Origin of the sequence: Streptomyces sp. NPDC047974 (assembly GCF_040653375.1) — a bacterium.
Taxonomy (GTDB): Bacteria; Actinomycetota; Actinomycetes; order Streptomycetales; family Streptomycetaceae; genus Streptomyces.
This window is the reverse complement of sequence record NZ_JBEZNU010000001.1, coordinates 618,519-641,672: the sequence shown is the minus strand read 5'-3', so window position 1 is coordinate 641,672 and position 23,154 is coordinate 618,519. Positions and strand designations below refer to the sequence as shown.

The window sequence follows — 23,154 nt, the reverse complement described above, 5'->3', positions numbered from 1 at the left end:
GGGCCCCGGGGCGCAGTCCCCTCACTTCCAGGGGTCGGGCCGCAGCCAGTGTTCGGCCACCGACCATCCGGTCAGCCGGCGCGCCCGTCCCGACCGGGCCGTCCCGTCCGCGTCGAAGAGCCCGCCCTCGGCCACGTGCCGCAGGCCCAGCAGTGCGGGCGCGAGCCGGGAGGCCACCAGCGGGCGGCGTGCCGCTTCCGCGGGCAGCCAGGCGAGCACCTCGGCCCGCTCGGACTCCTCGCACAGCGACAGGTGGAAGAGCATCTGGCGCCAGGCGTACGCGGCGTCCTTGAGGGCCGTCAGGGGGTAGGGGCCACGCTGCGCGCGCTCCGTCAGCCGGCAGACCGTTCCGAAGCAGCGGCGTGCCGCCTCGGCCCAGCCCCGTTCCGGCGCGATCCCGACGCGACGGACCAGCGTGGCCAGGTTGTGCGTGGTGAGGATCTGGGCCTGCTCGATCACCATGCCGTTCCCGGCGACGGAGTCATGGCCCGGTGTCCGGCCGGCCCGGGCGTGGCACAGCCGGGCGAATTCCGCGAGCGCCTCGCGATCACCTCCGTGCGCACGGGCGGCCAGGGCGCCCAGCTCCGCGTAGTCGATGCCGTAGTACCGCTCGTACAGGGAGCCCCCGCCCAGCAGTTCGGCCGCGATCCCCGCCGAGGCGAGGAACTTGCCGCTGAACCGGCCCATGAAGATGTCCGCGGCCAGCTCCTCCGTCAGCGGCGCGGCCGGCTCCGACGGGACGAGCAGGGCGCCGAGTTCGCGCACCAGCGGGTTCGGAAGGAGGGTGCCGGGGAAGTGCTCCACCGCCGTCTCCGCCAGGGTGCGTGCCGCGGCGACCGCCGAGCCGCGGGTGGTGGCGTCGCCGTCCGCGTGTCCGCGCACCGCCCGTACCCACGGCAGCTCCTCCGGAGCCACCTGGCGTGCGAGGTGGAGCAGCAGGACGGAGCGGCGGTTGCGGAAGGCGCGGTAGTTCGCGGCCATCAGGACGCGCAGCGCGGGGTCCCGGTAGACCGCGGCCCGCTCGGCGGCGACCAGCTGGGGTACCAGCTCCGCCATCGCCTCCGCCGAGGGGACGATCCCGGACGCGACCAGCGTGCCGAGCGGCGCGCTGAGCGTCCCCTCGACCACCCGCCGCACCGAAGCCGGCACGTCGACCCCCTCGGGCAGCCCGGTGCGCCCCTCCTCGGCCGCCGTCACCGGCACCACGAACGGCGCCACGTCGACGAGGCCCGACTCCTGCGGCAGGCGGGCGAGGCGCTCCGCGACCAGGTGCGCCACCGCGTGATGCGGGGGCAGTGCCGCCTGCGCGGACTGCCCGTCCCGCAGGGCCGTGTGCCGCTCGGAGCCCGGCAGGCCCCGCTTCCGCACCATCCCCGTGACCGCCACCCGCACGAGGCCGGCCCGCCGGGCGTCCAGCTCGCGTCCGGACACCAGCTCCGCCAACGCGCCCCGCAGGATCCCCTCGTTGCTCCCCGGCTTCCGGTGCCGGCCGGTGAGCGGATGGGCGGCGAGCAGCCGTTCGTACCGGTCGAGGAGGGCCCGTCCCCGGGCCCGCCAGGCCTCCTCCGGTACGGCGTCCGGCCGCACCACTCCCTCGGGTCCAGTGAACTCCAGCCAGTGCGCGAGGAGTTCGTCGGCGAACGGACGCCAGACGCTCAGCGCCTCGCGCTGCGCCTCCACGGCCCGCTTCGGCGCCCTCGCGGCCAGCGCGTCACGCGCCTGCTCCACGGTGGAGCGGTGCACCGCGCCCGCCTCCGGCACCGGAAGCCCCGCGGAGGGCTCTCCGCCGCCCTCCGCCCCGCGCCGCGCCGCACGCCTGGCCGAGCGGTGTTCGGTCGGCCGGGGAAGGAAGCGCAGCCGGTCCGCGAACGGCCGCAGGGTCTCCACCAGTTCGACCGCCGCGTCCGTCTCGCCCGCCCGCACCAGCCAGGCCACCGTCAGGAGGGCCGCCTCCTCCGGCAGGCCCACCTCGTAGCGGCCCGAGTCGAGCAGCTCCCACAGGTCGGCGAGACCCGGCTCGGTGAGGTGGTACGCGAAGATCGCCGCCCGCTCGGCGGGCACCCCGGCGTGGTGCGCCGCCTCCCGCTCGAACTCCCGGAGCGGACCGCCGGCCCGCGCGGAACCGGTCGCGAAGCCGCCGTGCAGGACGTCGGGCGTCACCCAGGCGGGCAGCTCGGCCACCGGCGTACGCGAACCGACCCGCAGCCTGCCGGAGGCCATCCCCGCCATGACGTCCCGCCAGCCGCGCGCCCGCTCCTCGGCCCGCCGCCGGGTCGCGGGGTCCGTGTGGCCGAGGGCGGTGGTGAAGGCCCGCGCCCACTGTGTCCGGGCGTAGCCGGGAGAGGCGGCGAGCGGAGCGGCGGGCTCCGTGGGAGACGCGGGCGCCGTGGGAGATACGGACGTCGGAGGCTGCTGATCAGCGTGCGTGTTCATGAGCCGACGTGGCGGGTGCTGCCCCCGCGCCCTCCGGGACCCTAGCCCGGCGCTCTGCTGCTGAGCTACACGTCGATGGGACGTGACCCTAGTGACGGGCCCGGCCCCGGGCAACGGAGATTTCCGTTGCCCGGGGCCGGGGGGGAGCACGAGCGGGTGGGGTCGGACCGAGGGGTCAGGGGACGATCAGGTCCGGTACGAGCGCGCGGAGTTCCGCCACCGGCAGGACGCCGTCGCGGACGAGGACCGGCGTTGCGCCGCTGAGGTCGACGATCGACGAGGAGATCGCCCCGGCGGTGCGTCCGCCGTCCAGGTACACCGCCACGGACTCCCCGAGCATCGCCTGCGCGGCGTCGCAGTCCTGCGGGGACGGATGGTCCGTGAGGTTGGCGCTGGAGACCGCCAGCGGGCCCGTGGCCGCGAGCAGTTCGAGGGTGAGGGGGTGGTCCGGCATCCGGACCGCCACCGTGCCGCCCGTCTCGCCCAGGTCCCAGTCGAGGGAGGCGCGGTGACGGACCACCAGAGTCAGCCCGCCCGGCCAGAACGACTCGATCAACGCCCGTGCGGCGTCGGGGAGTTCGTCGGTCAGCTCGCCGAGCGCGGCGGCCGAGTCGACCAGGACGGGGGAGGGCTTGTGGCGGCCGCGGCCCTTGGCCGCGAGCAGCGAGGCGACCGCCTTCGGGTCGAAGGCGTCCGCCCCGACCCCGTACACGGTGTCCGTGGGCAGCACGACGAGGTCCCCGCGGCGCACCGCGGCCGCGGCCTCGCCGAGGCCGGCCGCGCGGGCCGCCGGATCGGAGCAGTCGAAGCGGGAGGTCACGCCGGAGTGCCCTCCTCCACGACGGCCCCGCGCGTGGTCACGAGGCGGGCGCTGCCGCCCGCCAGCTCGTAGCCGAGGCCGACGACGGCGATCTCGCCGTCCGCCACCTGCTCGGACAGCAGCCGGGAGCGGTCCAGGAGCAGGTCCACGGTGTGCCGGATGTGCTCGTCGATGATGTCGCTGTCCGCGGTCAGACCCGCGGTCCTGGCCGCCAGGATGCTCGGCGTCACCCGCTCCACGACGTCCCGCACGAAGCCGCGCGCCGCGAAGCCGTCCTCCACGGCCGCGCGGGCCGCGGCGACCGCGCCGCAGGAGTCGTGGCCCAGGACGACCACGAGCCGCGCGCCGAGGACGCTCGTCGCGTACTCGACGCTGCCCAGGACCTCGGGGCCGATGACGTGCCCGGCGGTGCGGACGACGAAGAGGTCGCCGAGCCCCCGGTCGAAGATGATCTCGGCCGCGAGCCGGGAGTCGGAGCAGCCGAGGATGACGGCGAACGGGTCCTGGCCGGGGGCCAGCTCCGTGCGGCGGGCGGCGTCCTGGTTGGGGTGCTCGGGCGTGCCCGAGACGAAGCGACGGTTGCCGTCGAGGAGGGCGTCGAGGGCAAGGGCCGGGGAAGTTCTGGGCATGCCGCCACCCTATGCGTGCCCCCCGGCCGCCGCGCCACAGGATCGGCCCCCGTCGCGCCCTCGTGTGACGCATTGCACCCCCTGGGGAACCCTCTGCCGCCGATCGCCGGTCCCTCCACCCCGCGCGGTGCTGCCCGGTGGCGCGTCCGCCCCCGACTCTGCGCTGCCGTCAGTGGCGCGTCCGCCCCCGACTCCGTGCTGCCGTCAGCGGTGCGTCCGCCCCCGACTCCGTGCTGCCGTCAGTGGCGTGCCCTGCTGCACGACCCCGTGCGCGCGGGCCGGCCCCGTCCAGGCCGTCCCACCCCGGAGGGGGCCTCAGACCGTCGCGTCCCACGCGCGGGTCAGGCCGTCCAGCCAGGCGGGCGGCAGTTCGGCCGCGTCCCACTCCTCCCGCAGCTCCGCCGGTCGGGCGGCCAGCCGTTCGAGGACGGCGAGGCTCGTGGGGGAGTGGACCAGGGTGTAGCGGCCGTGGATGGCGATCGCGCTGCCCGGGCCGTACGTGGCGTACAGCCGCTCCAGATGCCTCCGGTTGTCCGCGGCGAACGACGTCAGCCGCCCCGGATAGGCCGCCCGCTGCCGCGCCCCCATGGTGGCGAGTGCCGACGCGAGCACCTGCTCGGTGACCTCGGGGTCGAGGTCGGACTCCTCGGAGAAGGAGAGGTACAGCGGGACGACCGCGACCTTGGCCCGCTCGACCTCCATCCGGCCGACCCGGGGCCGGGCCTCCGCCTCCGCCTCGGCGTCCTCGGCGACGGCCGCGCCCAGCGCCCGGTCGGCGAGGCCCGCGAGCCCCTCGGCGACGGCCCGTGAACCGTCGCGCCAGCCCGCCGCGTACGGTTCGCCGCTCCCGGCCGGTGCCTGCCGGCCGGTGCCGGCCAGTTCCTCGTGGGCGACGGCGAGCGCGCCCGCCTCGACGAGTCCGATCAGTTCCTCGGCGTCGCCGGAGTACACCCCCGCCCGCGCGAGGAGCTGGAGCAGCGTCGTCCTCGCGTTGTCGACACTCGCGGTGTCGAGCCGGAGCCGTTCTTCCCGGGCGGCGGTCATCGGTGGTCCTCCTCCTCGCGGTACCGGCGCGTACGGGTGCGGCGGACGCGCCTGCGAGGACGCGACGATCACGGGCCCGCGCCACGCTCCCCTCGCGGCGGCGCACGTACGGGACCGGTGATCGGGTCCTCAATCGCCGAGGCTTTCAGCTCCCCGGGCCCTCCGTCCAGCCGACGTTCCGGTCCCCTCCCACCAGGCACTCCGTGCCATAGAGGCCTCGGGGTGACGGTGGACCGCGACGGCCCCCACCCCTTCGGGTATCTCATACCCCCTCCAGGTATTCATGCCCGGAGGTGTGGTCGCACCACCGCGCGGAGCGGAGACACCAAGTGCCAGTCCGGGACCGGCGCGAGTGGCCCACCGGAGGCGCGGCCTCCGCCGCCGTCCGGGCACTGCCCCGGGGCGCCGGGCGTGACCATCGCGTCAAGAGTCGCCCGGTCCGGCGTCAGGACCGCGTCAGGGAAGGGGACTACGGGGCACCCGGCGGGCAAGGCTGCGAGGACGCGCCCCGGCGGACCGCCGCCGGGCCGACCCCCGGGAGGACCCATGCCCCGCACCCCGCACGCCGACGACCGCACGGCCGTGGCCGCGGCCCCCGCACCCGAGCCCTCCGATCCGGACCCCGTCGAACCCGCCCCGGCCGGACGCCTCTGCGTGCCCGTCCGGCCGGGTGGACACGGCGTGGCGACCCGCCTCTACCGCACGCCCGTCGGCGCCCGCACCGCCGTCGCCTTCACCACCCCCGAACGGCTCCACGCCACCCTCGGCACCGAACAGCCCTGGATCCCGCTCGCCGAGGCCGCCCTGCGCGCCCTCACCCGCCCGCTCGGCGTCCACGCCCTCACCGTCGACCCGGTCCTCACGGCCCCCTTCACCCCCGCGCCGGATTCGGTGCCGGAAGCCGTACCCGAACCGTCGCCGGAACCCACACCAGGTGCACTGACCTCCCCGGTGTCCGCCCCGGCACCCGCTGCCGTTCCCGCGACCGCGACCGCGACCGCGACCGCGACCGCGACCGCGACCGCGACCCCGACCGCGCCCGCCCCGGCGCCCGCCCCCACCCCCGCGCCCGCCCGTCCCGGTACCCCGTGTGCCCGTCGCTTCGACCCGGCCGCGAGGGGGAACGCCGCATGACCACCGCCGACCTGACGGCCGCCGCCGTCCCGCCCACCCGTACCGCCCCGGCCCCCGTCCCCGCGTTCTCCGTCTGGCCCGCCACCGCCACCGAGGAGCCCCGCGGCCGCGTCCTGCTCGCCGGGGTGCCGCTCGCCGACATCGCGGACGCGCACGGCACGCCGGTGTACGTGCTCGACGAGGCCGAGATCCGCGACCGCTGCCGTACCTACCGGGCCGCCTTCCCCGCGGCCGACGCCGAAGTGCACTACGCGGCCAAGGCGTTCCTCTGCCGCGGTCTCGTCCGGCTCGTCGACGAGGAGGGGCTCGGCCTCGACGTCTGCTCGGCGGGCGAGCTCGAACTGGCCGTCACCGCGGGCTTCCCGCCCGAGCGGATCCTCCTCCACGGGAACGTCAAGTCCCCGGCCGACCTCGCCGCCGCGCTGCGCCTCGGCGTCGGCCGGATCGTCATCGACAGCGCCGCCGAGATCGCCCGGCTGGCCGCCGCCCTCGGTCCGCACGGCCACCAGAAGGTGATGCTGCGCGTCACGCCCGGTGTCGGTGCCGGCGGGCACGCCAAGGTCCGTACCGGGACCGACGACCAGAAGTTCGGGCTCTCCCTGCGCGACGGGCACGCCCAGCACGCCGTCGCCCGGATCCTCGACCAGCCGCAGCTCGAACTCACCGGCCTGCACTGCCACCTCGGCTCCCAGATCACCGAGGCCAAGCCCTACCTCACCGCCCTGCGGAGGCTCGTCGGCCTGATGGCGCGGATCCGGGACGCCCACGGCGTCGTCCTGCCGGAGCTCGACCTCGGCGGCGGCCACGGCATCGCCTACCGGCCCGGCGACCCGGTCCTCGACCCGACCGCCCTCGCCCGCAGGCTCCGCGCCGCCCTCGCCGAGAGCTGCGCCGCCGCCGGACTGCCCGTGCCGCGGCTGCTCGTCGAACCGGGCCGGGCGGTCGTCGGGCCGGCCGGCGTCGCCGTCTACCGGGTCCTCGCCGTCAAGACGACCGGCGGGCGCGCCTTCGTCGCCGTCGACGGAGGGATGAGCGACAATCCGCGCCCCGCCCTCTACGGAGTCCGGTACGCGCCCCGCCTGATCGGCCGCCGGTCCACCGCCCCGGCCGTCAGCACCACCGTCGCCGGCCGCCACTGCGAGGCGGGCGACCTGCTCGCGGAGGACGTCGACCTGCCCGCCGACATCCGGCCGGGCGACCTGCTCGCGGTGCCGGTGGCCGGCGCCTACCACCTCTCGATGGCCTCCTCGTACAACCTCGTCGGCCGCCCGCCGGTCGTCGCCGTCCGCGACGGCGTGGCCCGGCTGCTCGTCAGGCGGGAGACCCTGGAGGACCTTCGGGCCCGGGACGTCGGCCTGTAGGCGCGGGAGCGGCGCGCCCGTGGCGTCAGAGCTCTTCGTCGGTGGCGGCGAAGAGCTGCCGCACCCAGTACGCGCTCGCCTCCTCGCTGTCGCCGGTCGGGGTGCCGGGGAAGAGCCGGAACCAGGAGCCCGCCCGGCCGAGCGCCGCGAGGCGCACCGCCAGGACCGCCGCCCGCCGCAGTTCCGTCCGCGACGGGCCGAGGTCGCTCCAGTGCTCCAGATACGCGTCCACCATCGGGGCCACGTGCTCGGGGCCGTACCGCTCCCGCACCTCCCGGACCGGGACCAGGAGGCTGCCGAAGGGGTGCGCGACGCAGGCGTCGCCCCAGTCGAAGAAGGTGAAGCGACCGGGGGACGGGGCGAGGATCTGCCCGTCGTGCAGGTCGCAGTGGTCGAGCGAGTCGGGCACTCCGTACGCGTCGAGCTCGGCGCACAGCGCGACGAGCCGGGGCCGTCGCCGCAGCAGCGCGGCCCGCTCGTCGCCGTCGAAGAGCGGGTTCCCGGCGACGAGCGCGTCGAACGCCTCCGGCAACTCCCGCGTCCGCGCCCCCGGCACCCCCAACCCGCCGAGCCCGCCGCCCGCTTCCGGCGCGCCCGCGCCCGCGCCCTCCGCGCCCGCGCCCTTCGCACCCGCGCCCTTCGCACCCGCGTCCGGCAGGCTGGACGCCCCGTCCCCGCCCCCGTCCCCGGTCGCGTACGGGACCAGGGACCGCTGCATCGCGCCGTACTGGCCCAGCGCCGTCGTCCAGGCCTCCGGGCCGGCCGCGCCCGTGTCGAGGACGTCGCGGAAGAGCGGGCCACCGTCGGGCAGGAGCGACCAGCCGCGGGAGGCGTCCACCGCCAGCGGGGTCATCACGTGCTCGGGCGTCCATTCGGCGAGCGCGCCGGCCAGTCCGGCCTCGAAGGCGTTGGAGGGGGCGCCCGCCTTCAGCCAGACGGCGTCGCGCGCGCCGCCGCCGGTGCGGAACCGGACGAGGACCGACCAGGGCCGCACCCTCACCTCGCGTACGCCCGCCTCCACGAGCCCGCGCGAGGCCAGCACCCGCTCGGCCCAGCCGAACACCTCGCGCCGCCACCCGGTGTCGTCCCAGGGGGTCACCGAGCCGGCGAACCGGCCCCGGTCCACCACCGCGGCCCGCTCGGCGCCGCCCGTCCGTCCGTCGTTCCCGTGCATCGGGCGATTCCACCACCGGTCGGCACCCGGGCGCACCGGAATATGCCACGCCGGTGGACGAACTCCGCATGTGCCTCCGCCGGTCCGGGTACGGCCCCGCGCCGCACGCGGGTCCCGCCCGACGGGTCCTGACCATGGCGCTCGGGCGCGGCGGCTGGCACCGTGGGCGCCACCGGCGGCCGGGGCGGGCCCGGCCCGGGGCGAGGGAAGGGCGGGGCCACGATGAGCGGCGCGTTCGGCGGGCGGTACGGCGACTACCAGAACGAGATCTACCTCGCCGGTCTCGGCGGAGTGCTCCCCGCCCTCCCCATGACCTACGCCGGGCTGGAGGAACGGGCGACCGCCGCGCTGCCGCCGTCGGTGGTGTCGTACGTGGCAGGCGGCGCCGGCGACGAGTTCACCCAGCGGGCGAACGTGACCGCCTTCGAACGGTGGGGCCTGGTGCCCCGCATGATGGTCGGCGCCGCCCGGCGCGACCTGGGCGTCGACCTCTTCGGCCTCCGGCTGCCCTCCCCGCTCTTCATGGCGCCGGTCGGCGTCGTCGGGCTCTGCGCCCAGGACGGGCACGGCGACCTCGCCACCGCCCGCGCGGCCCGCCGCACCGGCGTGCCGATGGTCGCCTCGACCCTGACGGTGGACCCGATGGAGGAGGTCGCCGCCGAGTTCGGGGACACCCCCGGCTTCTTCCAGCTGTACACCCCCACCGACCGGGAGCTCGCGGAGAGCCTGGTGCGGCGCGCCGAGGCCGCCGGGTTCAAGGGGATCGTCGTCACCCTCGACACCTGGGTCACCGGCTGGCGCCCGCGCGACCTCGCCGCGAGCAACTTCCCGCAGCTGCGGGGCCACTGCCTCGCCAACTACACCTCCGACCCCGTCTTCCGGGCCCGCCTCGCCAAGGCCCCCGAGGAGGACCCCGGCGCGGCGATCCTCGAATGGGCCGGCGTCTTCGGCAATCCCCTCACCTGGGCCGACCTGCCCTGGCTGCGCTCCCTCACCGACCTCCCGCTGATCCTCAAGGGCCTCTGCCACCCCGAGGACGTGCGCCGCGCCCGCGACGGGGGCGTGGACGCGGTGTACTGCTCCAACCACGGTGGCCGGCAGGCCAACGGCGGGCTGCCCGCCCTCGACGCCCTGCCCGACGTCGTCGAGGCCGCCGACGGTCTCCCCGTCCTCTTCGACTCGGGCGTCCGCACCGGCGCGGACGTCGTCAAGGCCCTGGCGCTGGGCGCCACCGCCGTGGGCGTCGGCCGCCCGTACGCGTACGGGCTCGCGGCGGGCGGCGAGGACGGCATCGTCCACGTCCTGCGCTCCCTCCTCGCCGAAGCCGACCTGATCATGGCCGTGGACGGCTACCCGACCCTCGACTCCCTCCGGGAGCCGGGAGCCCTCCGCCGCTTGTGACCGCCGGCCGGGGAGCCGGACGCTCCCGTCCGCGCGCTGCCCTCCATCCGTACCGGCAAGATCGTACAAAAGGGGCGAACCGTGGCGCTCCGGGCTAGAGTCTGATCGCCCCGACGCCCCTCGCTCTCGCGCCGAACCGCGGCGTACGAGCGCGGGCGAGGTACGACCATGACCGCAGCGGAACCCAGCGCCCCGACCGCCTCCGGCACGCCCCCCGCGGTCAAGCTCAGCCTCCTCACCCTGACCGCGATGGTCGTCGGCTCCATGGTCGGGGCCGGCGTCTTCTCGCTGCCCCGGCGCTTCGCCCAGGAGACCGGCGTCGCGGGCGCGCTCATCGCCTGGGCCGTCGCCGGCGTCGGCATGCTCATGCTCGCGTTCGTCTTCCAGACGCTCGCCGTCCGCCGCCCCGACCTCGACGCCGGCGTGTACGCGTACGCCAAGGCGGGCTTCGGCGAGTACCTCGGCTTCTTCTCCGCCTTCGGGTACTGGGCCAGCGCCTGCGTCGGCAACGTCACCTACTGGGTCCTCATCATGTCGACGGTCGGCGCCGTGGCGCCCGCCCTCGGCGACGGGGACACCGCCCTCGCGATCGTCCTCTCCTCGGTCGGCCTGTGGGGCTTCTTCCTGCTCGTCCGGCGCGGGGTCAAGGAGGCCGCGGCGATCAACCGGATCGTCACGGTCGCCAAGGTCGTGCCCATCCTGGTCTTCGTCCTCCTCGCGCTCTTCTGCCTCAAGCCCTCCGTCTTCGCCGAGAACTTCGGCGGCGCCGACTACGCCGGCTCCCTCTTCGACCAGGTCCGCGGCACCATGCTCGCCACCGTCTTCGTCTTCCTCGGCGTCGAGGGCGCCAGCGTCTACTCCCGGCACGCCCGACGGCGCGAGGACGTCGGCCGGGCCACGATCCTGGGCTTCCTCAGCGTCTTCGCCGTCTTCGCCTCGGTCACCATCGTGTCCTACGGCATCCTGCCCATGAGCGAGATCGCCGAGCTGCGCCAGCCGTCCATGGCCGGTGTCCTGGAGGCCGCCGTCGGCACCTGGGGCAAGGTCTTCGTCAGCGTCGGCCTCATCGTCTCCGTCCTCGGCGCCTACCTCGCCTGGACGCTGATGGCGGCCGAGGTCCTCTTCGTCGCCGCCAAGGACGACGACATGCCCCGCTTCCTCGGCCGCTCCACCGCGAACGACGTGCCCGTCCCCGCGCTGCTCATGACCACCGCGCTCAGCCAGGTCGTCCTCGTCGTCACCGCCTTCTCCGACGACGCCTTCAACTTCGCCCTCGACCTGACCAGCGCCCTCAGCCTCATCCCCTTCCTCCTCGCCGCCGCCTTCGCCTTCAAGATCGCGCTGCGGCCCCGGGAGCACCGGGTGACCGGGACGAGCACCCGGCGCGAACTGGTCGTCGCGGCCGTCGCCACCCTCTACACGGCCTTCCTGCTGTACGCGGCCGGACCCAAGTTCGTCCTCGTCTCCCTCATCCTCTACGCCCCCGCCACCCTGCTCTTCGTGAAGGCCCGCCGCGAGCAGGGCCGGCGCCTCTTCTCGCCCCGGGAGGCGGTCATCTGCGCCGTCTCGGTCGCCGGAGCCGTCGTCGGCGTCATCGCCCTCGCCGCCGGCTGGATCGAACTGTGACCACCCCCGCACCCCGCCCCCTCAGGAAAGGCCGGCGATGAACCCCGACACCCCCCAGGCCGCCCGGCCCCTCGGCGTCCACTCCGAGGTCGGCCGGCTCCACAAGGTCCTCGTCTGCTCGCCCGGCCTCGCCCACCGCCGGCTGACCCCGACCAACTCCGACGACCTCCTCTTCGACGACGTCATGTGGGTGGAGAACGCCCAGCGCGACCACGCCGACTTCGTCAACAAACTGGTCCAGCGCGGTGTCGAGGTCGTCGAGCTGCACAACCTGCTCTCCGAGACCATGGCGATCCCCGAGGCCAGGGCCTGGCTGCTCGACCGGAAGATCGTCGCCGACGAGGTCGGCCTCGGACTCATCGACGACACCCGGGCCTTCCTGGACTCGATCGCGCCCCGCGAACTCGCCGAGTACCTCATCGGCGGCCTCTCCACCGCCGACCTCCCGGACGAGTTCCGCTCGCCGTACGTGGCGCTGGCCCGGGAGGCCACCGGTGTCCGCGAGTACCTGATGCCGCCGCTCCCCAACACCCTCTACACCCGCGACACCACCTGCTGGCTGTACGGCGGCGTCACCCTGAACCCGCTCTACTGGCCCGCCCGGCACGGCGAGACCCTGCTGATGAAGGCCGTCTACACCTTCCACCCCGGCTACCGGGACGCCACCGTCTGGTGGGGCGACCCCGAACGGGACTGGGGGCAGGCCACCTTCGAGGGCGGCGACATCATGCCCGTCGGCAACGGCGTCGTCCTCATGGGCATGAGCGAGCGCACCTCCCGGCAGGCCGTCACCCAGGTGGCCCAGGCGCTCTTCGAGCGCGGCGCCGCCGAACACGTCGTCGTCGCCGGCATGCCCAAGCTCCGCTCGGCCATGCACCTCGACACCGTCTTCACCTTCGCCGACCGGGACGTCGTCACCCTCTACCCCCGGATCGTGGACGCGATCCACAGCTTCTCGCTGCGCCCCTCCGACCGCGCCCCCGGGGTCGAGATCACCGACGAGGGCGACACCCCCTTCACGGAGGTCGTCGCCAAGGCCCTCGGCCTGCCGGGGCTCCGGGTCATCGAGACCGGCGGCGACGTCTACGCCTCCGAGCGCCAGCAGTGGGACAGCGGCAACAACGCCGTCGCCCTGGAGCCCGGCGTGGTCTTCACCTACGACCGCAACACCCAGACCAACACCCTGCTGCGGAAGGCGGGCATCGAGGTCATCACCATCGTGGGCGCGGAACTGGGCCGCGGACGAGGCGGCGGCCACTGCATGACCTGCCCCCTCGTCCGCGACCCGGTGGACTTCTGAGCCCTTACGCGTACGTCTCGAACTCGGCGACGCGCGGGGTGCCGGTGGCGCCGGTGATCTCGAAGGTGACCTTGCTCAGCGAGGTCGCCGGGAAGGAGACCGTGCCGGCCGCGCTCCCGGTGGAGAGTACGGCTCCGGTGTCGGCGTTCAGCAGGCGCCAGCCGGTGACGGTGCCCGCGCCGGAGGCCTCGCGGATGCGGACCGACGAGATCGTCGTCGGGGCGCTCCACTTGACCGAGACGGACCCGGTGGTGCCGGCGGGCGACCAGTAGGTGCCGAGGCTGCCGTCCCGGACGTTGCCGTAGCTGGTCCCGTCGGCCTTGCTGGAGCCGTCGGAACCGGCGCCGATGCTGAGGTTGGTGCCGGACGGCGGGGCGGTGGTGGCGGTGGCCGTCGGGGTCGGGGTCGCGGTCGGCGTGGGGGTGGCCGTCGCCGTGGCGGTCGGGGTCGGCGTCGGGCTCGGGGTCTGCGGGGTGCAGGAGCCGTCCGAGACCAGCAGGCCCTTGTTCGCGCCGGCCGTGCGGGCGACCACGTCCGGGACGCAGGAGGCGCTGTCCAGGGTGTAGGCGTAGGGGATGGACACGGTCGTGTTGGAGGTCGGGTTCGGACCGGCGGGCCGGTAGTCGGTGCCGGCGGGCGACCAGGTCACGTTGTCGAAGACGTTCCCGGCGACCTGCCAGTAGCCGGCCGCGTCGGTGTAGAAGGTGCCGAGGACGTCCTTGGAGTCCTCGAAGTAGTTGTTCTCGACCTTGGCGCGGGCGCCGGCGCGGGAGTTGATGCCCGATTCGTTCAGCTGCCGGTAGTGGTTGTCGTACATGTGGGCGATGCCGCCGCGCAGCAGCGGGGCGCGCGAGTCGATGTTCTCGTACAGGTTGTGGTGGTAGGTGATGAAGCCGTTGCTGAGCTCGGTCTCGCTGGAGCCGACCAGGCCGCCGCGGCCGGAGTTGCGCAGCACGCTGTAGGAGAGCGTCACGTACTGCGTGTTGTCCTTCATGTCGAAGAGCCCGTCGAAGCCCTCGGACTCGCCGCCGGAGGCCTCCAGGGTGCTGTGGTCCACCCAGACGTTGCGGACGTCGCTCTCCATGCCGATGGCGTCGCCGCCGTTGGAGACGGGCGAGCCGGACTTCTTGACGTTCCTGACGGTGACGTTCTGGATGATGATGTTGCTCGACTCGCGGATGTGGATGCCGACCTGGTCGAAGACGGCGCCCGCGCCGACGCCGACGAGCGTGACGTTGCTGATCTGCTTGAGCTCGATGACGCCGTCGGCGGTGTTGCAGCTGGTGCCGGACACCTTGGCGGTGTTGGCGTGGTTGATGGTGCCCTCGACCTGGATGACGATCGGGGTGCTGCTGGAGGCGCGCCCGCAGAGGGCCGCGTGGATCTGCGTGCCGGTGGTCGCCCGGACGGTCTGCCCGCCGGCGCCGCCGGTCGTCCCGCCGTTCTGGCTCGCGTAGCCGGTCGCCCCGGCGGCGACGGCGGCGGAGGCCTCCGGCATGGTCAGGATCACGCCGGTGGCGGCCGCGACCGCCATGGCGGCCAAGCCCGCCTGGAGTCGCGTGGAGGGGGAGCGTCGTCCCATGCTCGCCTGCCCTTTCGTTGGCGTCCGCACCGCTCGACGGCGGCGCGGGACGTTGTCGTCGTGAGTCCCGTCCCTGGGCCGAAGCGCTAGAAAGCGCTTTCTGGCGGGTGACGATAGGGGCGGCGCCGAGTGCCTGACAAGACTTCGCACACGGTCGGAATGTGCGGGTCGGGTGGGGGAGTGGGAGCGCTCCCGTGGGCGAGGGGTGCCGCCGCTCTCTCCGAGGGGACGGAAACCGGCAGGTCAAGGGCGGGAGGCCGCCCGCCAAAAGGGGTGGGTGACCGATGATCAGCCGTGATAGGCACTACCTGCACGGGGGAGGTGCGGACCGGCCGCGGAACGCGTTCGCGCGGACGGGTGACCGGCGGGCGCGGGCACGCGTCGCGGCGGCACCGGGCATCGCTCCCGTACGACCGGCACCACCGAACGGAACAACGGGAGACACCGCATGCGCGTGAAAGCCTTCGACCACCTCGTCCTCAACGTCACCGACGTCGAGCGGGCCCTCGCCTTCTACACCGGCACTCTCGGCCTCGCGCCGGAGCGGGTCGAGGAGTGGCGGGCGGGCAAGGTGCCGTTCCCGTCCGTGCGGATCGACGAGGGCGCCGTCATCGACCTGTTCTCCCGGCCCCGGGGCGAGTCGAACGTGGACCACATCTGTCTCGTCGTCGACCCGCTCGACTGGCAGGAGGTCGTCGCCTCCGGCACCCTCGACGTCGTCGAGGGACCCGTCCCGCGCTGGGGCGCCCGCGGCTCCGCCCAGTCCGTCTACGTGAAGGACCCGGACGGCAACACCGTCGAGCTCCGCTGGTACCCCCAGGACCTCCCGGCGGACGGGGACCGGCCCGTCTCCTGACCCCCGCCGGCGCCCGAGCGGGCGCGCGGCACGGCCGGGGAGACCTGGCAGGCTGCGGGGCATGAGCGACGAAGACACCTGGACGACCGTCACCCGCCTCCACGACTGGCTCACGGCCCACCAGACCCTGCCCCCGGGCCAGGAGATCCTGCTGCGCGTCCTCAAGCTCTCCGAGGAGGTCGGGGAGACGGCGCAGGCGGTGATCGGGGCCACCGGGCAGAACCCCCGGAAGGGGAACAGCCACACCTGGGAGGACGTCGAGGCGGAGCTCTGCGACGTCGTCATCACCGCGATGGTCGCGCTGCGCACCCTGACCCCGGACGCGTCCGGGGTCTTCGCCCGCCACCTGGACCGGGTGGCGGCGCGGTCGCTGCCCGCACCCGGGGAGGACCGAACCGGGCCCCGATAATGGAGGGATGACCGACAGACAGCTCCGCAGAAGGCTCCGGGTGGTCCTGGCCGAGGACTCCGTCGTGCTGCGCGACGGAATGGTCGAATTGCTCGGCGCGCGCGGATGCGCGGTGGTGGCCACCACCGGTACCGCGCCCGGACTGATCGACGCGGTCGTCGAACACCGGCCCGACGTCGCGGTGGTGGACGTCCGGATGCCGCCCGGCCACACCGACGAGGGCATCCGCGCCGCCGTCGAACTGCGGGCGCGGATCCCCGAGGTCGGCATCCTCGTCTTCTCCCAGCACGTCGAGACGGCCTGGGCATCCCGGCTCCTCGCGGACGGGGCGGCGGGCGTCGGGTACCTGCTGAAGGAACGCGTCGCCCGCACCGACGCGTTCGTGGAGGCGCTCCACCGGGTTGCCGACGGGGGCACCGCGCTCGACCCGGAGGTGGTCGCCGGGCTCTTGCGGGGCGGGCGGCGTCGCCCCGTCGACACGCTGACGCCGCGCGAACGCGAAGTGCTCGAACTGATGGCCGAGGGCCGCTCCAATCGCGCCATCGCCGCGACGCTGACGGTCTCGGAGCGGGCGGTGGAGAAGCACGTCGCCGCCGTCTTCGTGAAGTTCGGCCTGGAGGCGACGGACACCGACAACCGGCGGGTGAAGGCCGTCCTGGCCTATCTGGCGGAAGTCGGGAGCTGAGTCCCTCCTCCGCCCGCCAGCCGGTCCACGAAGAAGCGGTAGCCCTTGTCGGTGGGGATCCGTCCGGCGCTGGTGTGGGGCTGGGCTCAGGGGCGCGTGGGCAGTTCGGCGGTGACCGTGGTGGGACCGCCGGGCGGGCTGTCGACCGTCAACGAGCCGTCCACCGCCGTCAGCCGCTCGGTCAGCCCGGTCAGACCGGTGCCGGTGCCGGGAGCCGCGCCGCCGTGACCGTCGTCGCGCACGGTCAGGCGGACGCGGCCGCCGGAGGCGCTCGCCGTCACCTCGGCCGCGCGGGCGCCGCTGTGCCGGGCGACGTTGGTGAGCAGCTCGGCGGCGCAGAAGTAGACGGCCCGTTCGATGACCGGGTCCAGGCGCTCGCACAGCTCCAGACTGACCTCGACCGGCACCGGCGAGGTGGCGGTGAGGCCCGGAAGCGCTTGGGCGAGGCCGCCGTCCAGGGCCACCGGGCGCAGTCCCCGGGCGATCCGCCGCAGCTCGGCGATGGTGTCGTCGGTCTGGCCTCGCGCCCGCCCCACCAGGGCCCGCGTACGGTCCAGATCCGGGCCCGGGCCGGGACCGGAGGCGGGGGCGAGCGCGTCGTCGGCCAGCGAGAGGGTGATGGCCAGGGCGACCAGCCGGGCCTGCGTCCCGTCGTGCAGGTCCCGCTCCAGCCGGTGCAGCCGGTCGGTGTTCTCCGCGAGCAGGACGGCGCGGGCGGTCTCCAGCCTCCGGACCCGCTGCTGCGCGGGCGCGGGGCCGAGCAGCAGTGCGGCGAGCCGCCGGTTCGCCCCGGAGAGCACCCTGACCGCGCCCGGCACCGCGGCGAGCAGCACCAGTCCCAGGGGTACGGAGAGGGCGTCCGCCCAGTCGGCGGGCCGGGCGCCCGGCTCCAGGAGCCGGCTCCAGAGCGGGAAGCCGATCAGCCAGCCGCAGCCGAGCGGCAGCGCCACCGCCGCGGCGAACCCCAGGACGCCCAGCGGCAGCCGCAGCAGCAGGTACAGCAGCGTCCGCCAGCCGACCGGGTCGGTCAGCACGGCACGGCACCGGGCGACCGCGCCCGCCTCCGCGGGCGGCACGGCCGGCGCCTCGACCCGCGCGCCGAGCGCCCGCCCGACCAGCCATCGGTGCAGCGCGCCGAGCCGTCGCGCGCCCAGCAGAGCCACGGCCACGAACGGCAGGCCGAGGACCGTGAGCGACAGCAGCACCCCCGCGTACAGGGCGGCGATCGCGTAGCCACCGCAGAGCAGCGCGAGCGGCAGCCCGCCGACGGCGAACAGCCACTCCCCGCCCCGCACGGCGAACCAGCCTCGCCACCGGCCCGCCGCCGACCCCGGCGACGCACCGCCCACGGCCGGCCCCGGCCCCCCGAGGGGCCCCGCACCGGAGGGCCCCCCGGCCGCCGCGCCGCCTCCGTCGCCGCCCGTGCCCGCACCTCCACCCGCTTCCAGGTCTCCGCCCATGCGCCCGGCCACCGTGCTCCCTCCGTCGCCGCCCGTGCCCGCGTCCGGGTCTCCGCTGCTGCTCCCGCCCGGCGCACCGTCTCCGCCGCAGCCCGCGCTCGTACCCGCGTCTCCGCCGGTGCCCCCGGACTTCCCGGCGGCCGGATCGTGGCAGTGCTCAGTCACCGCTGTCGCCCGCCCGTTCCGTCGCCGGGCCGCTTACCGCTCGGAGGCCCGTGGCCAGGATGACCGGGACGGTCAGCGCGGTGGCGCCCGCGACGATCCACCCGCAGGTGCCGACGGGGAGGGTCGGCACCGCGGAGCCGGTCACCGCCGTGCTGAACGCGCAGGAGGCGGCGGCCGCCACCGAGGCCCCCAGCAGGATGCCCACCAGGGCGCTCAGCGCCGCCTCGGCGGTCAGCATGCGCAGCAGCTGCGCCCGGGTCGCGCCGATCAGCCGCAGCAGGGCGAACTCGCGGCGCCGGGCGGAGGTCACGGCGACCAGGGTGTTGACCGTCGAGACGGCCGCGAAGCACACGAGGAGCGCCACCTCGCTCTGGCGCAGCCACACGTCGGTGGCGGAGGTGGCGCTGGTCGCCGGCGTGCCCGGGGCGTTCCCCGCGGTACTCGTCATGATCGACATGGTGCCCGAGAGGCCCACGAGCAGCGCGATCGGCACCACGGCGGACGCGAGCCGCCGCGCGTACCCGCGCAGATGGGCGTCGGCCAGCCACCCCGTCCCGGGCGCCAGCGCCCGCACCGGCGCACCCACCACGGCCACGAGGGCGCGCGCCGCGAGCGGCCCGAGCAGGGCGACCGCGACCAGCAGCACCAGTGAGCCGAGCAGCGCCGCCTGCCCCGCCTGGTCCGCCTGCGCGGGCGGCCGCGTCGCGGCCAGCCGCAGCAGCAATCCGCCGCCCGCCAGGGCGCCCACCCCGGCGAGCAGGCGCGGCACCCCGGTCCGCCCGTGCTCGGTCACACTCGCGGTGAGGGCGGCCGCGGGCGCGATCCGGGAGATCCGGCGGGCGGCGACGGCCGCGGCGGTCAGGCCGACGACGAGGGTGGCGGCCAGCGCCACCGCCATCGGCACCGGGGTCTCCGGCACCAGCAGGCCCGGCGCGGCCATGCCCCGCCGCTGGAGCTCGGCGAGGAGACGGCGGGCCGCCACCGTGCCGACGGTCCAGCCCGGCACGGTGACGAGCAGCGTGGTCGCGACGACCTCGGTCCGCACCAGCCGGCGCGCCTGACGGGGAGTGGCCGCGACCGTGCGCAGCAGGGCCAGTTCGCGGTGCTGCTGGCGGACGGCGAAACCCAGCGCGTTCACCACGACGAAGAACGCGACCAGGACGGCGATCTCGCCGAAAGCCGCGGCGATCACTATCAGACCGGGCCCGGCGGGCGCCGCGGGGACGCCCGCGGGGGCCATGGCCTCGGTGGCGAACAGCAGGCCGAACAGCGTCACGGTGGCGAGGGCGAGGAAGAGCGCGACGGCCAGACCGGCGAAGTCGGCGGGGCGGCGGCGCAGCCGTCCGAGGGCGAGCACGAGCACCGGGCTCACCCGCCCAGCCGGCTCAGCCGCTCGCCCACCAGGGCGGCGGAGGGCCGGTCCAGCTCGTCGACCACCAAGCCGTCGGCGAGCAGCAGCACCCGGTCCGCGTATCCGGCGGCCACCGGGTCGTGGGTGACCATCACGCAGGTCTGCCCCTCCCGGTCGACCCCGGCCCGCAGCAGGGCGAGGATCTCGTGGCCGGTGGTCCGGTCGAGTGCCCCGGTCGGCTCGTCGGCGAAGAGCACCCGCGGGCGGGACACCAGCGCCCGTGCGACGGCCACCCGCTGCTGCTGCCCTCCGGAGAGCTGCCCCGGACGGTGCCGTTCGCGCCCGGCCAGGCCGACCCGGGCGAGCGCGTCCAGGATCCGGTCCCGCTCGGGCCGTTCGCCGGCGAGCCGCCCGGGCAGCTCGACGTTCTGTGCGACGGTCATCGCCGGCATCAGGTTGAACGCCTGGAAGACGAATCCGACCCGGCTGCGCCGCAGCTCCGCGAGGCGGTGCTCGGGCAGCCGGGAGACCTCGGTGCCGCCCCACCGGACGGAGCCCCGGGTGGGCCGGTCCATCCCCGCGAGGCAGTGCAGGAGGGTCGTCTTGCCCGATCCCGACGGTCCCATCACCGCCGTGAAGGTCCCGGGGGCCAGCGCCACCGACACCCCGTTCAGCGCCCGTACGGCGCCGTCCCCCCGTCCGTACACGCGGTACAGGTCCTCCGCCCGGGCCACGGCCGTCGCCCCGCTGTCCTTCGCCGAATCGATCATGCGTTCATCCTCGGCGGGGCGGTCACCGGTGGTCGATGGTGCCCGTACCCGGACAGGGGGTTCGGATTTCCGAACCCCCTGCGCGGACGCGGGTAACAGGGGCGGCGCGTGGACGACCGCTCCCGGCCGGATCCGTCAGGCGCGCAGGCGGGCGCGGAGCTCGGTGCCCGCGGGGTCGAGGCCGGAGATCTCGACGGTCCTGCCGTGGCGGGCGTAGGCCGCCTCGACGGCCTCCAGCGCCGCCACGGCGGAGGCGTCGGAGACGCGGGCGGCGGACAGGTCGATCACCACCCGGTCCGGGTCGCCGGCGGGGTCGAAGCGCTCGGTGAAGGCCTCGGCCGAGGCGAAGAACAGCTCGCCGGAGACCCGGTGGACGACGGTCGTCCCGTCGGGGTCGGTCACCGAGGTGACCTCCGTGCGCCGGGCCACCCGCCGGGCGAAGACGAGGGCCGCGGTGACCGAGCCGACGACCACGCCGAGGGCGAGGTTGTGGGAGACCAGGACGCACGCCAGCGTGACCAGCATGACGACGGTCTCCCCGACGGGGGCGCGCCGCAGGGTGCGCGGGGCGACCGACTCCCAGTCGAAGGCGGCGACGGACACGATGACCATGACGGCCACCAGCGCGGCCATGGGGATCCGCGAGACGAGCGGCCCGAGGACCACGCAGAGGACCATCAGGAACACGCCGGAGAGGAAGGTGGAGAGCCGGGTCCTGGCGCCCGCCACCTTCACGTTCATCATCGTCTGGCCGATCACCGCGCAGCCGCCCATCCCGCCGAACAGGCCGGTGACGACGTTGGCGACGCCCTGCCCGATCGACTCCCGCCGCTTGCTCGACGAGGTGTCGGTGAGGTCGTCGACGAGCTTCGCCGTGAGCAGCGACTCGACGAGTCCGACGAGGGCGACGGCGAGGGCGTACGGCGCGATCGTCGCCAGCGTGCCGAGCGTGAACGGCACGTCGGGCAGACCCGGCACGGGCAGCGCGGACGGCAGCGCGCCCCGGTCGCCGACGGTCGGCACGGCGATCCCGGCGGCCACCGTCACCAGGGTCAGGACGGTGATCGTGACGAGCGGCGCCGGCACCAGCGTCGTCACCCTGGGGAAGAGCACGAGCAGGACGATCCCGGCCGCGATCAGTCCGTACACGCTCAGCGGCACGTTCCGGGTCTCGGGCAGCTGGGCGAGGAAGACCAGGGCGGCGAGCGAGTTCACCGAGCCGACGAGCACCGGACGCGGGACGTACCGCATCAGCTTCGCCACCCCGATGATCCCCAGCACGATCTGGATGACGCCGGCGAGGACGACGGTGGCGATGAGGAACTGCACGCCGTGCTCGCGGTTCACCGGAGCGATGACCAGGGCGACGGCACCGGTGGCGGCGGAGATCATCGCCCGCCGGCCGCCGACGATCGCCGTGGTCACGGCCATCGTGAACGAGGCGAAGAGCCCGAGCGCCGGATCGACGCCGGCGATCACCGAGAAGGCGATGGCCTCCGGGATCAGCGCCAGGGCGACGACGAGCCCCGCCAGCACTTCGGTACGCCAGACCCGGGGGTCGCGCAGCCAGTCGGGCTTCAGCGCGCGGAGCCGGGTCGCGGACGGGGAGGGGCCGGGGGGAGGGGCGGGCGAGGCGGGAGCGGCGGGCGAGTCGGGCGAGGCTGCGGTAGGCAAGGAGGACGGACCTGTCGTACGAGGGGAGGGGCGGGCGCGGTCGCGGGGTGGCGACGGCCGCGACGGGGTGTGACGGGGCGTGACGGCCGAGGCGTGGGGCGACCCACCGCGACCCACCGACTTTACCCGCCTGCGCTCGCCCGTCTGTTCGACCCGTGCGGTGCCCGTCGCCATCCGGGGTAGGGGCGGGGCGACCGACCGTCCCGCGTGAGGGAGGAACCGTCATGATGGCTTCCCGGCACTCCCCGTCCCGTCCGGTGCGGTCGGCGCGGCATGTACGGTCGGCTGCCGGCCTGGTCGGGCTGGTCTTCCTCGTCGTCGCCCTGCTGGGCTTCGTGCCCGGCGTGACGACCGGCGTCGACGAGACGGCCTTCGCCGGGCACGACTCCGGCGCCGAACTCTTCGGCGTCTTCCAGGTCTCCGTGCTGCACAACGTCGTGCACCTGCTGTTCGGCGTCGCGGGCGTCGTCATGTCCCGCACGGCGGCGACGGCCCGCGCCTTCCTCGTCGGCGGCGGGCTCGTCTACCTCCTGCTGTGGCTGTACGGCGTGCTCGTCGACCTCGACGGCGACGCGAACTTCGTCCCGGTCGACACCGCCGACAACTGGCTGCACCTGGGCCTCGGCGCGGCGATGGTGCTGCTCGGCCTGGTGCTCGGCGGCAGGCGGCCGGGTCCGTCCGGCCGGTGATCAGTTCGGGCGCACCGGGTGCTTGCTGAGGATGGAGACGCGGTTGAAGGCGTTGATGGTGATGGCCACCCAGACGACGGCGGAGAGCTCGGCGTCGTCCAGGACCAGGCGGGCCTCCGCGTAGGCCCTGTCCTGCGCGTCGGCCTCCGCCGGATGGGTGGTGGCCTCGGCGAGCGCGAGGGCGGCGCGCTCGCGTGCGGTGAAGACCTCGGTGTCCCGCCAGGCGGCGAGCAGGCCGAGCCTGCGGGGGGTCTCGCCGGCGAGGAGGGCGGCGCGGGTGTGGGTGTCGAGGCAGTAGGCGCAGCCGTTGAGCTGGGACACGCGGAGGTTGACCAGCTCGACCAGGATCCGGTCGAGCCCGGCGTCGTCGGCGGCGGTCCGCACGGTCTGCGCGGCCCGCGCGAACGCCTTGTAGGCGTCCGGGGTCTGCTTGTCGATGAAGATCCGCTGGTGGGTCGAGGCCGCAACGGCGCCGTCGCTCACTGTCCGCTCCTTCGGGGTGGTCCCGCGCGGGGGTGGTCCCGCGTGTGGTGGCCATCTTCCCCCGAAAGGATGTTGAAAATCAAACTACTTGGGGTCGTTCCCCTACGC

The 23,154-nt window shown here is 75.0% G+C and carries 20 protein-coding genes and 1 tRNA gene; 9 read left to right on the top strand and 12 right to left on the bottom strand.

Translation table 11 applies throughout. The features are described 5' to 3' along the window. Positions 1-21: 21 nt before the first annotated feature. From AB0E19_RS02885 to AB0E19_RS02865, 5 genes are all read right to left on the bottom strand, one after another. On the bottom strand, positions 22-2,433 hold the full coding sequence (locus tag AB0E19_RS02885) for a hypothetical protein (protein WP_362172109.1): 2,412 nt from the start codon (positions 2,431-2,433) through the stop codon (positions 22-24). A 3-nt stretch (positions 2,434-2,436) separates the two neighbouring features. Next, positions 2,437-2,508 (bottom strand) — tRNA-Pro (locus AB0E19_RS02880). A 100-nt stretch (positions 2,509-2,608) separates the two neighbouring features. Next, the gene (locus tag AB0E19_RS02875; protein WP_362172106.1) at positions 2,609-3,253 is read right to left on the bottom strand and encodes an L-threonylcarbamoyladenylate synthase; all 645 of its coding nucleotides are present in this window, start codon (positions 3,251-3,253) and stop codon (positions 2,609-2,611) included. After that, the gene (locus AB0E19_RS02870; protein WP_362172102.1) at positions 3,250-3,882 is read right to left on the bottom strand and encodes a carbonic anhydrase; all 633 of its coding nucleotides are present in this window, start codon (positions 3,880-3,882) and stop codon (positions 3,250-3,252) included. Before AB0E19_RS02870 ends, AB0E19_RS02875 begins: the two co-directional genes overlap by 4 nt. Positions 3,883-4,197: 315 nt before the next feature. Beyond that, positions 4,198-4,926 (bottom strand): hypothetical protein, encoded by a 729-nt coding sequence (locus AB0E19_RS02865; protein WP_362172099.1) that lies wholly within the window; start codon positions 4,924-4,926, stop codon positions 4,198-4,200. A gap of 546 nt (positions 4,927-5,472) precedes the next feature. Between AB0E19_RS02865 and AB0E19_RS02860 the strand changes: the two genes are divergently transcribed. Together AB0E19_RS02860 and lysA are read left to right on the top strand one after the other, a co-directional pair. Further along, complete coding sequence (locus AB0E19_RS02860) at positions 5,473-6,060, top strand: SAV_915 family protein (RefSeq protein WP_362172096.1); 588 nt, start codon at positions 5,473-5,475, stop codon at positions 6,058-6,060. Beyond that, positions 6,057-7,421: a diaminopimelate decarboxylase gene (lysA, locus tag AB0E19_RS02855; protein ID WP_362172093.1), complete on the top strand. Its 1,365-nt coding sequence runs from the start codon at positions 6,057-6,059 to the stop codon at positions 7,419-7,421. Before AB0E19_RS02860 ends, lysA begins: the two co-directional genes overlap by 4 nt. Positions 7,422-7,446: 25 nt before the next feature. Here lysA and AB0E19_RS02850 read toward each other — a convergent pair whose 3' ends face one another. After that, positions 7,447-8,595 carry a phosphotransferase gene (locus AB0E19_RS02850; RefSeq protein WP_362172090.1) on the bottom strand — a complete coding sequence of 383 codons (1,149 nt, stop codon included), beginning with the start codon at positions 8,593-8,595 and terminating at the stop codon, positions 7,447-7,449. A gap of 222 nt (positions 8,596-8,817) precedes the next feature. Here AB0E19_RS02850 and AB0E19_RS02845 point away from each other — a divergent pair, with 222 nt between their 5' ends. The 3 genes from AB0E19_RS02845 (at position 8,818) to AB0E19_RS02835 (ending at position 12,922) form a co-directional block, all read left to right on the top strand. After that, positions 8,818-9,996, top strand: a complete 1,179-nt coding sequence (locus AB0E19_RS02845; RefSeq protein WP_362172087.1) for a lactate 2-monooxygenase — start codon at positions 8,818-8,820, stop codon at positions 9,994-9,996. A gap of 168 nt (positions 9,997-10,164) precedes the next feature. Further along, positions 10,165-11,622 carry a basic amino acid/polyamine antiporter gene (locus tag AB0E19_RS02840; protein WP_362172084.1) on the top strand — a complete coding sequence of 486 codons (1,458 nt, stop codon included), beginning with the start codon at positions 10,165-10,167 and terminating at the stop codon, positions 11,620-11,622. Between the two features lie 37 nt (positions 11,623-11,659). Beyond that, entirely contained in the window at positions 11,660-12,922 is a 1,263-nt protein-coding gene (locus AB0E19_RS02835) for an arginine deiminase (RefSeq protein WP_362172081.1), read from the top strand. Positions 12,923-12,926: 4 nt separating this feature from the next. On the opposite strand, the gene AB0E19_RS02830 is transcribed toward AB0E19_RS02835, so the two are convergent. Further along, on the bottom strand, positions 12,927-14,504 hold the full coding sequence (locus AB0E19_RS02830) for a pectate lyase (RefSeq protein ID WP_362172078.1): 1,578 nt from the start codon (positions 14,502-14,504) through the stop codon (positions 12,927-12,929). Between the two features lie 448 nt (positions 14,505-14,952). On the opposite strand from AB0E19_RS02830, the gene AB0E19_RS02825 reads away from it, so the two are divergent. The 3 genes from AB0E19_RS02825 to AB0E19_RS02815 all read left to right on the top strand — a co-directional run bounded on the left by AB0E19_RS02825 (position 14,953) and on the right by AB0E19_RS02815 (position 16,454). After that, positions 14,953-15,360, top strand: a complete 408-nt coding sequence (locus tag AB0E19_RS02825; protein WP_362172075.1) for a VOC family protein — start codon at positions 14,953-14,955, stop codon at positions 15,358-15,360. A 61-nt stretch (positions 15,361-15,421) separates the two neighbouring features. Further along, the gene (locus AB0E19_RS02820) at positions 15,422-15,769 is read left to right on the top strand and encodes a MazG-like family protein (RefSeq protein WP_362172072.1); all 348 of its coding nucleotides are present in this window, start codon (positions 15,422-15,424) and stop codon (positions 15,767-15,769) included. 7 nt (positions 15,770-15,776) lie between these two features. After that, positions 15,777-16,454, top strand: a complete 678-nt coding sequence (locus tag AB0E19_RS02815) for a response regulator transcription factor (RefSeq protein WP_362172069.1) — start codon at positions 15,777-15,779, stop codon at positions 16,452-16,454. An 86-nt stretch (positions 16,455-16,540) separates the two neighbouring features. Here AB0E19_RS02815 and AB0E19_RS02810 read toward each other — a convergent pair whose 3' ends face one another. The 4 genes from AB0E19_RS02810 to AB0E19_RS02795 all read right to left on the bottom strand — a co-directional run bounded on the left by AB0E19_RS02810 (position 16,541) and on the right by AB0E19_RS02795 (position 21,781). Further along, on the bottom strand, positions 16,541-17,749 hold the full coding sequence (locus AB0E19_RS02810; RefSeq protein WP_362172066.1) for a sensor domain-containing protein: 1,209 nt from the start codon (positions 17,747-17,749) through the stop codon (positions 16,541-16,543). A 322-nt stretch (positions 17,750-18,071) separates the two neighbouring features. Beyond that, a complete protein-coding gene (locus AB0E19_RS02805) occupies positions 18,072-19,442 on the bottom strand; it encodes an FtsX-like permease family protein (protein ID WP_362172336.1) in 1,371 nt (456 codons plus the stop codon). 5 nt (positions 19,443-19,447) lie between these two features. After that, entirely contained in the window at positions 19,448-20,200 is a 753-nt protein-coding gene (locus tag AB0E19_RS02800) for an ABC transporter ATP-binding protein (RefSeq protein ID WP_362172063.1), read from the bottom strand. Between the two features lie 135 nt (positions 20,201-20,335). Then, the gene (locus tag AB0E19_RS02795) at positions 20,336-21,781 is read right to left on the bottom strand and encodes a SulP family inorganic anion transporter (RefSeq protein WP_362172333.1); all 1,446 of its coding nucleotides are present in this window, start codon (positions 21,779-21,781) and stop codon (positions 20,336-20,338) included. Between the two features lie 317 nt (positions 21,782-22,098). On the opposite strand from AB0E19_RS02795, the gene AB0E19_RS02790 reads away from it, so the two are divergent. Beyond that, positions 22,099-22,563 carry a DUF4383 domain-containing protein gene (locus AB0E19_RS02790; RefSeq protein ID WP_362172060.1) on the top strand — a complete coding sequence of 155 codons (465 nt, stop codon included), beginning with the start codon at positions 22,099-22,101 and terminating at the stop codon, positions 22,561-22,563. Here the strand turns inward: AB0E19_RS02790 and AB0E19_RS02785 are convergent, their stop codons facing one another. After that, a complete protein-coding gene (locus AB0E19_RS02785) occupies positions 22,564-23,046 on the bottom strand; it encodes a carboxymuconolactone decarboxylase family protein (RefSeq protein ID WP_362172057.1) in 483 nt (160 codons plus the stop codon). Positions 23,047-23,154 lie beyond the last annotated feature (108 nt).

Bases quoted from the DNA above. Each gene is read 5' to 3' on its own strand.
- AB0E19_RS02885 (WP_362172109.1), bottom strand. From the start codon at position 2,433: ATGAACACGCACGCTGATCAGCAGCCTCCGACGTCCGTATCTCCCACG.
- AB0E19_RS02870 (WP_362172102.1), bottom strand. From the start codon at position 3,882: ATGCCCAGAACTTCCCCGGCCCTTGCCCTCGACGCCCTCCTCGACGGC.
- AB0E19_RS02865 (WP_362172099.1), bottom strand. From the start codon at position 4,926: ATGACCGCCGCCCGGGAAGAACGGCTCCGGCTCGACACCGCGAGTGTC.
- AB0E19_RS02860 (WP_362172096.1), top strand. From the start codon at position 5,473: ATGCCCCGCACCCCGCACGCCGACGACCGCACGGCCGTGGCCGCGGCC.
- lysA (WP_362172093.1), top strand. From the start codon at position 6,057: ATGACCACCGCCGACCTGACGGCCGCCGCCGTCCCGCCCACCCGTACC.
- AB0E19_RS02850 (WP_362172090.1), bottom strand. From the start codon at position 8,595: ATGCACGGGAACGACGGACGGACGGGCGGCGCCGAGCGGGCCGCGGTG.
- AB0E19_RS02845 (WP_362172087.1), top strand. From the start codon at position 8,818: ATGAGCGGCGCGTTCGGCGGGCGGTACGGCGACTACCAGAACGAGATC.
- AB0E19_RS02840 (WP_362172084.1), top strand. From the start codon at position 10,165: ATGACCGCAGCGGAACCCAGCGCCCCGACCGCCTCCGGCACGCCCCCC.
- AB0E19_RS02835 (WP_362172081.1), top strand. From the start codon at position 11,660: ATGAACCCCGACACCCCCCAGGCCGCCCGGCCCCTCGGCGTCCACTCC.
- AB0E19_RS02830 (WP_362172078.1), bottom strand. From the start codon at position 14,504: ATGGGACGACGCTCCCCCTCCACGCGACTCCAGGCGGGCTTGGCCGCC.
- AB0E19_RS02825 (WP_362172075.1), top strand. From the start codon at position 14,953: ATGCGCGTGAAAGCCTTCGACCACCTCGTCCTCAACGTCACCGACGTC.
- AB0E19_RS02820 (WP_362172072.1), top strand. From the start codon at position 15,422: ATGAGCGACGAAGACACCTGGACGACCGTCACCCGCCTCCACGACTGG.
- AB0E19_RS02815 (WP_362172069.1), top strand. From the start codon at position 15,777: ATGACCGACAGACAGCTCCGCAGAAGGCTCCGGGTGGTCCTGGCCGAG.
- AB0E19_RS02800 (WP_362172063.1), bottom strand. From the start codon at position 20,200: ATGATCGATTCGGCGAAGGACAGCGGGGCGACGGCCGTGGCCCGGGCG.
- AB0E19_RS02790 (WP_362172060.1), top strand. From the start codon at position 22,099: ATGATGGCTTCCCGGCACTCCCCGTCCCGTCCGGTGCGGTCGGCGCGG.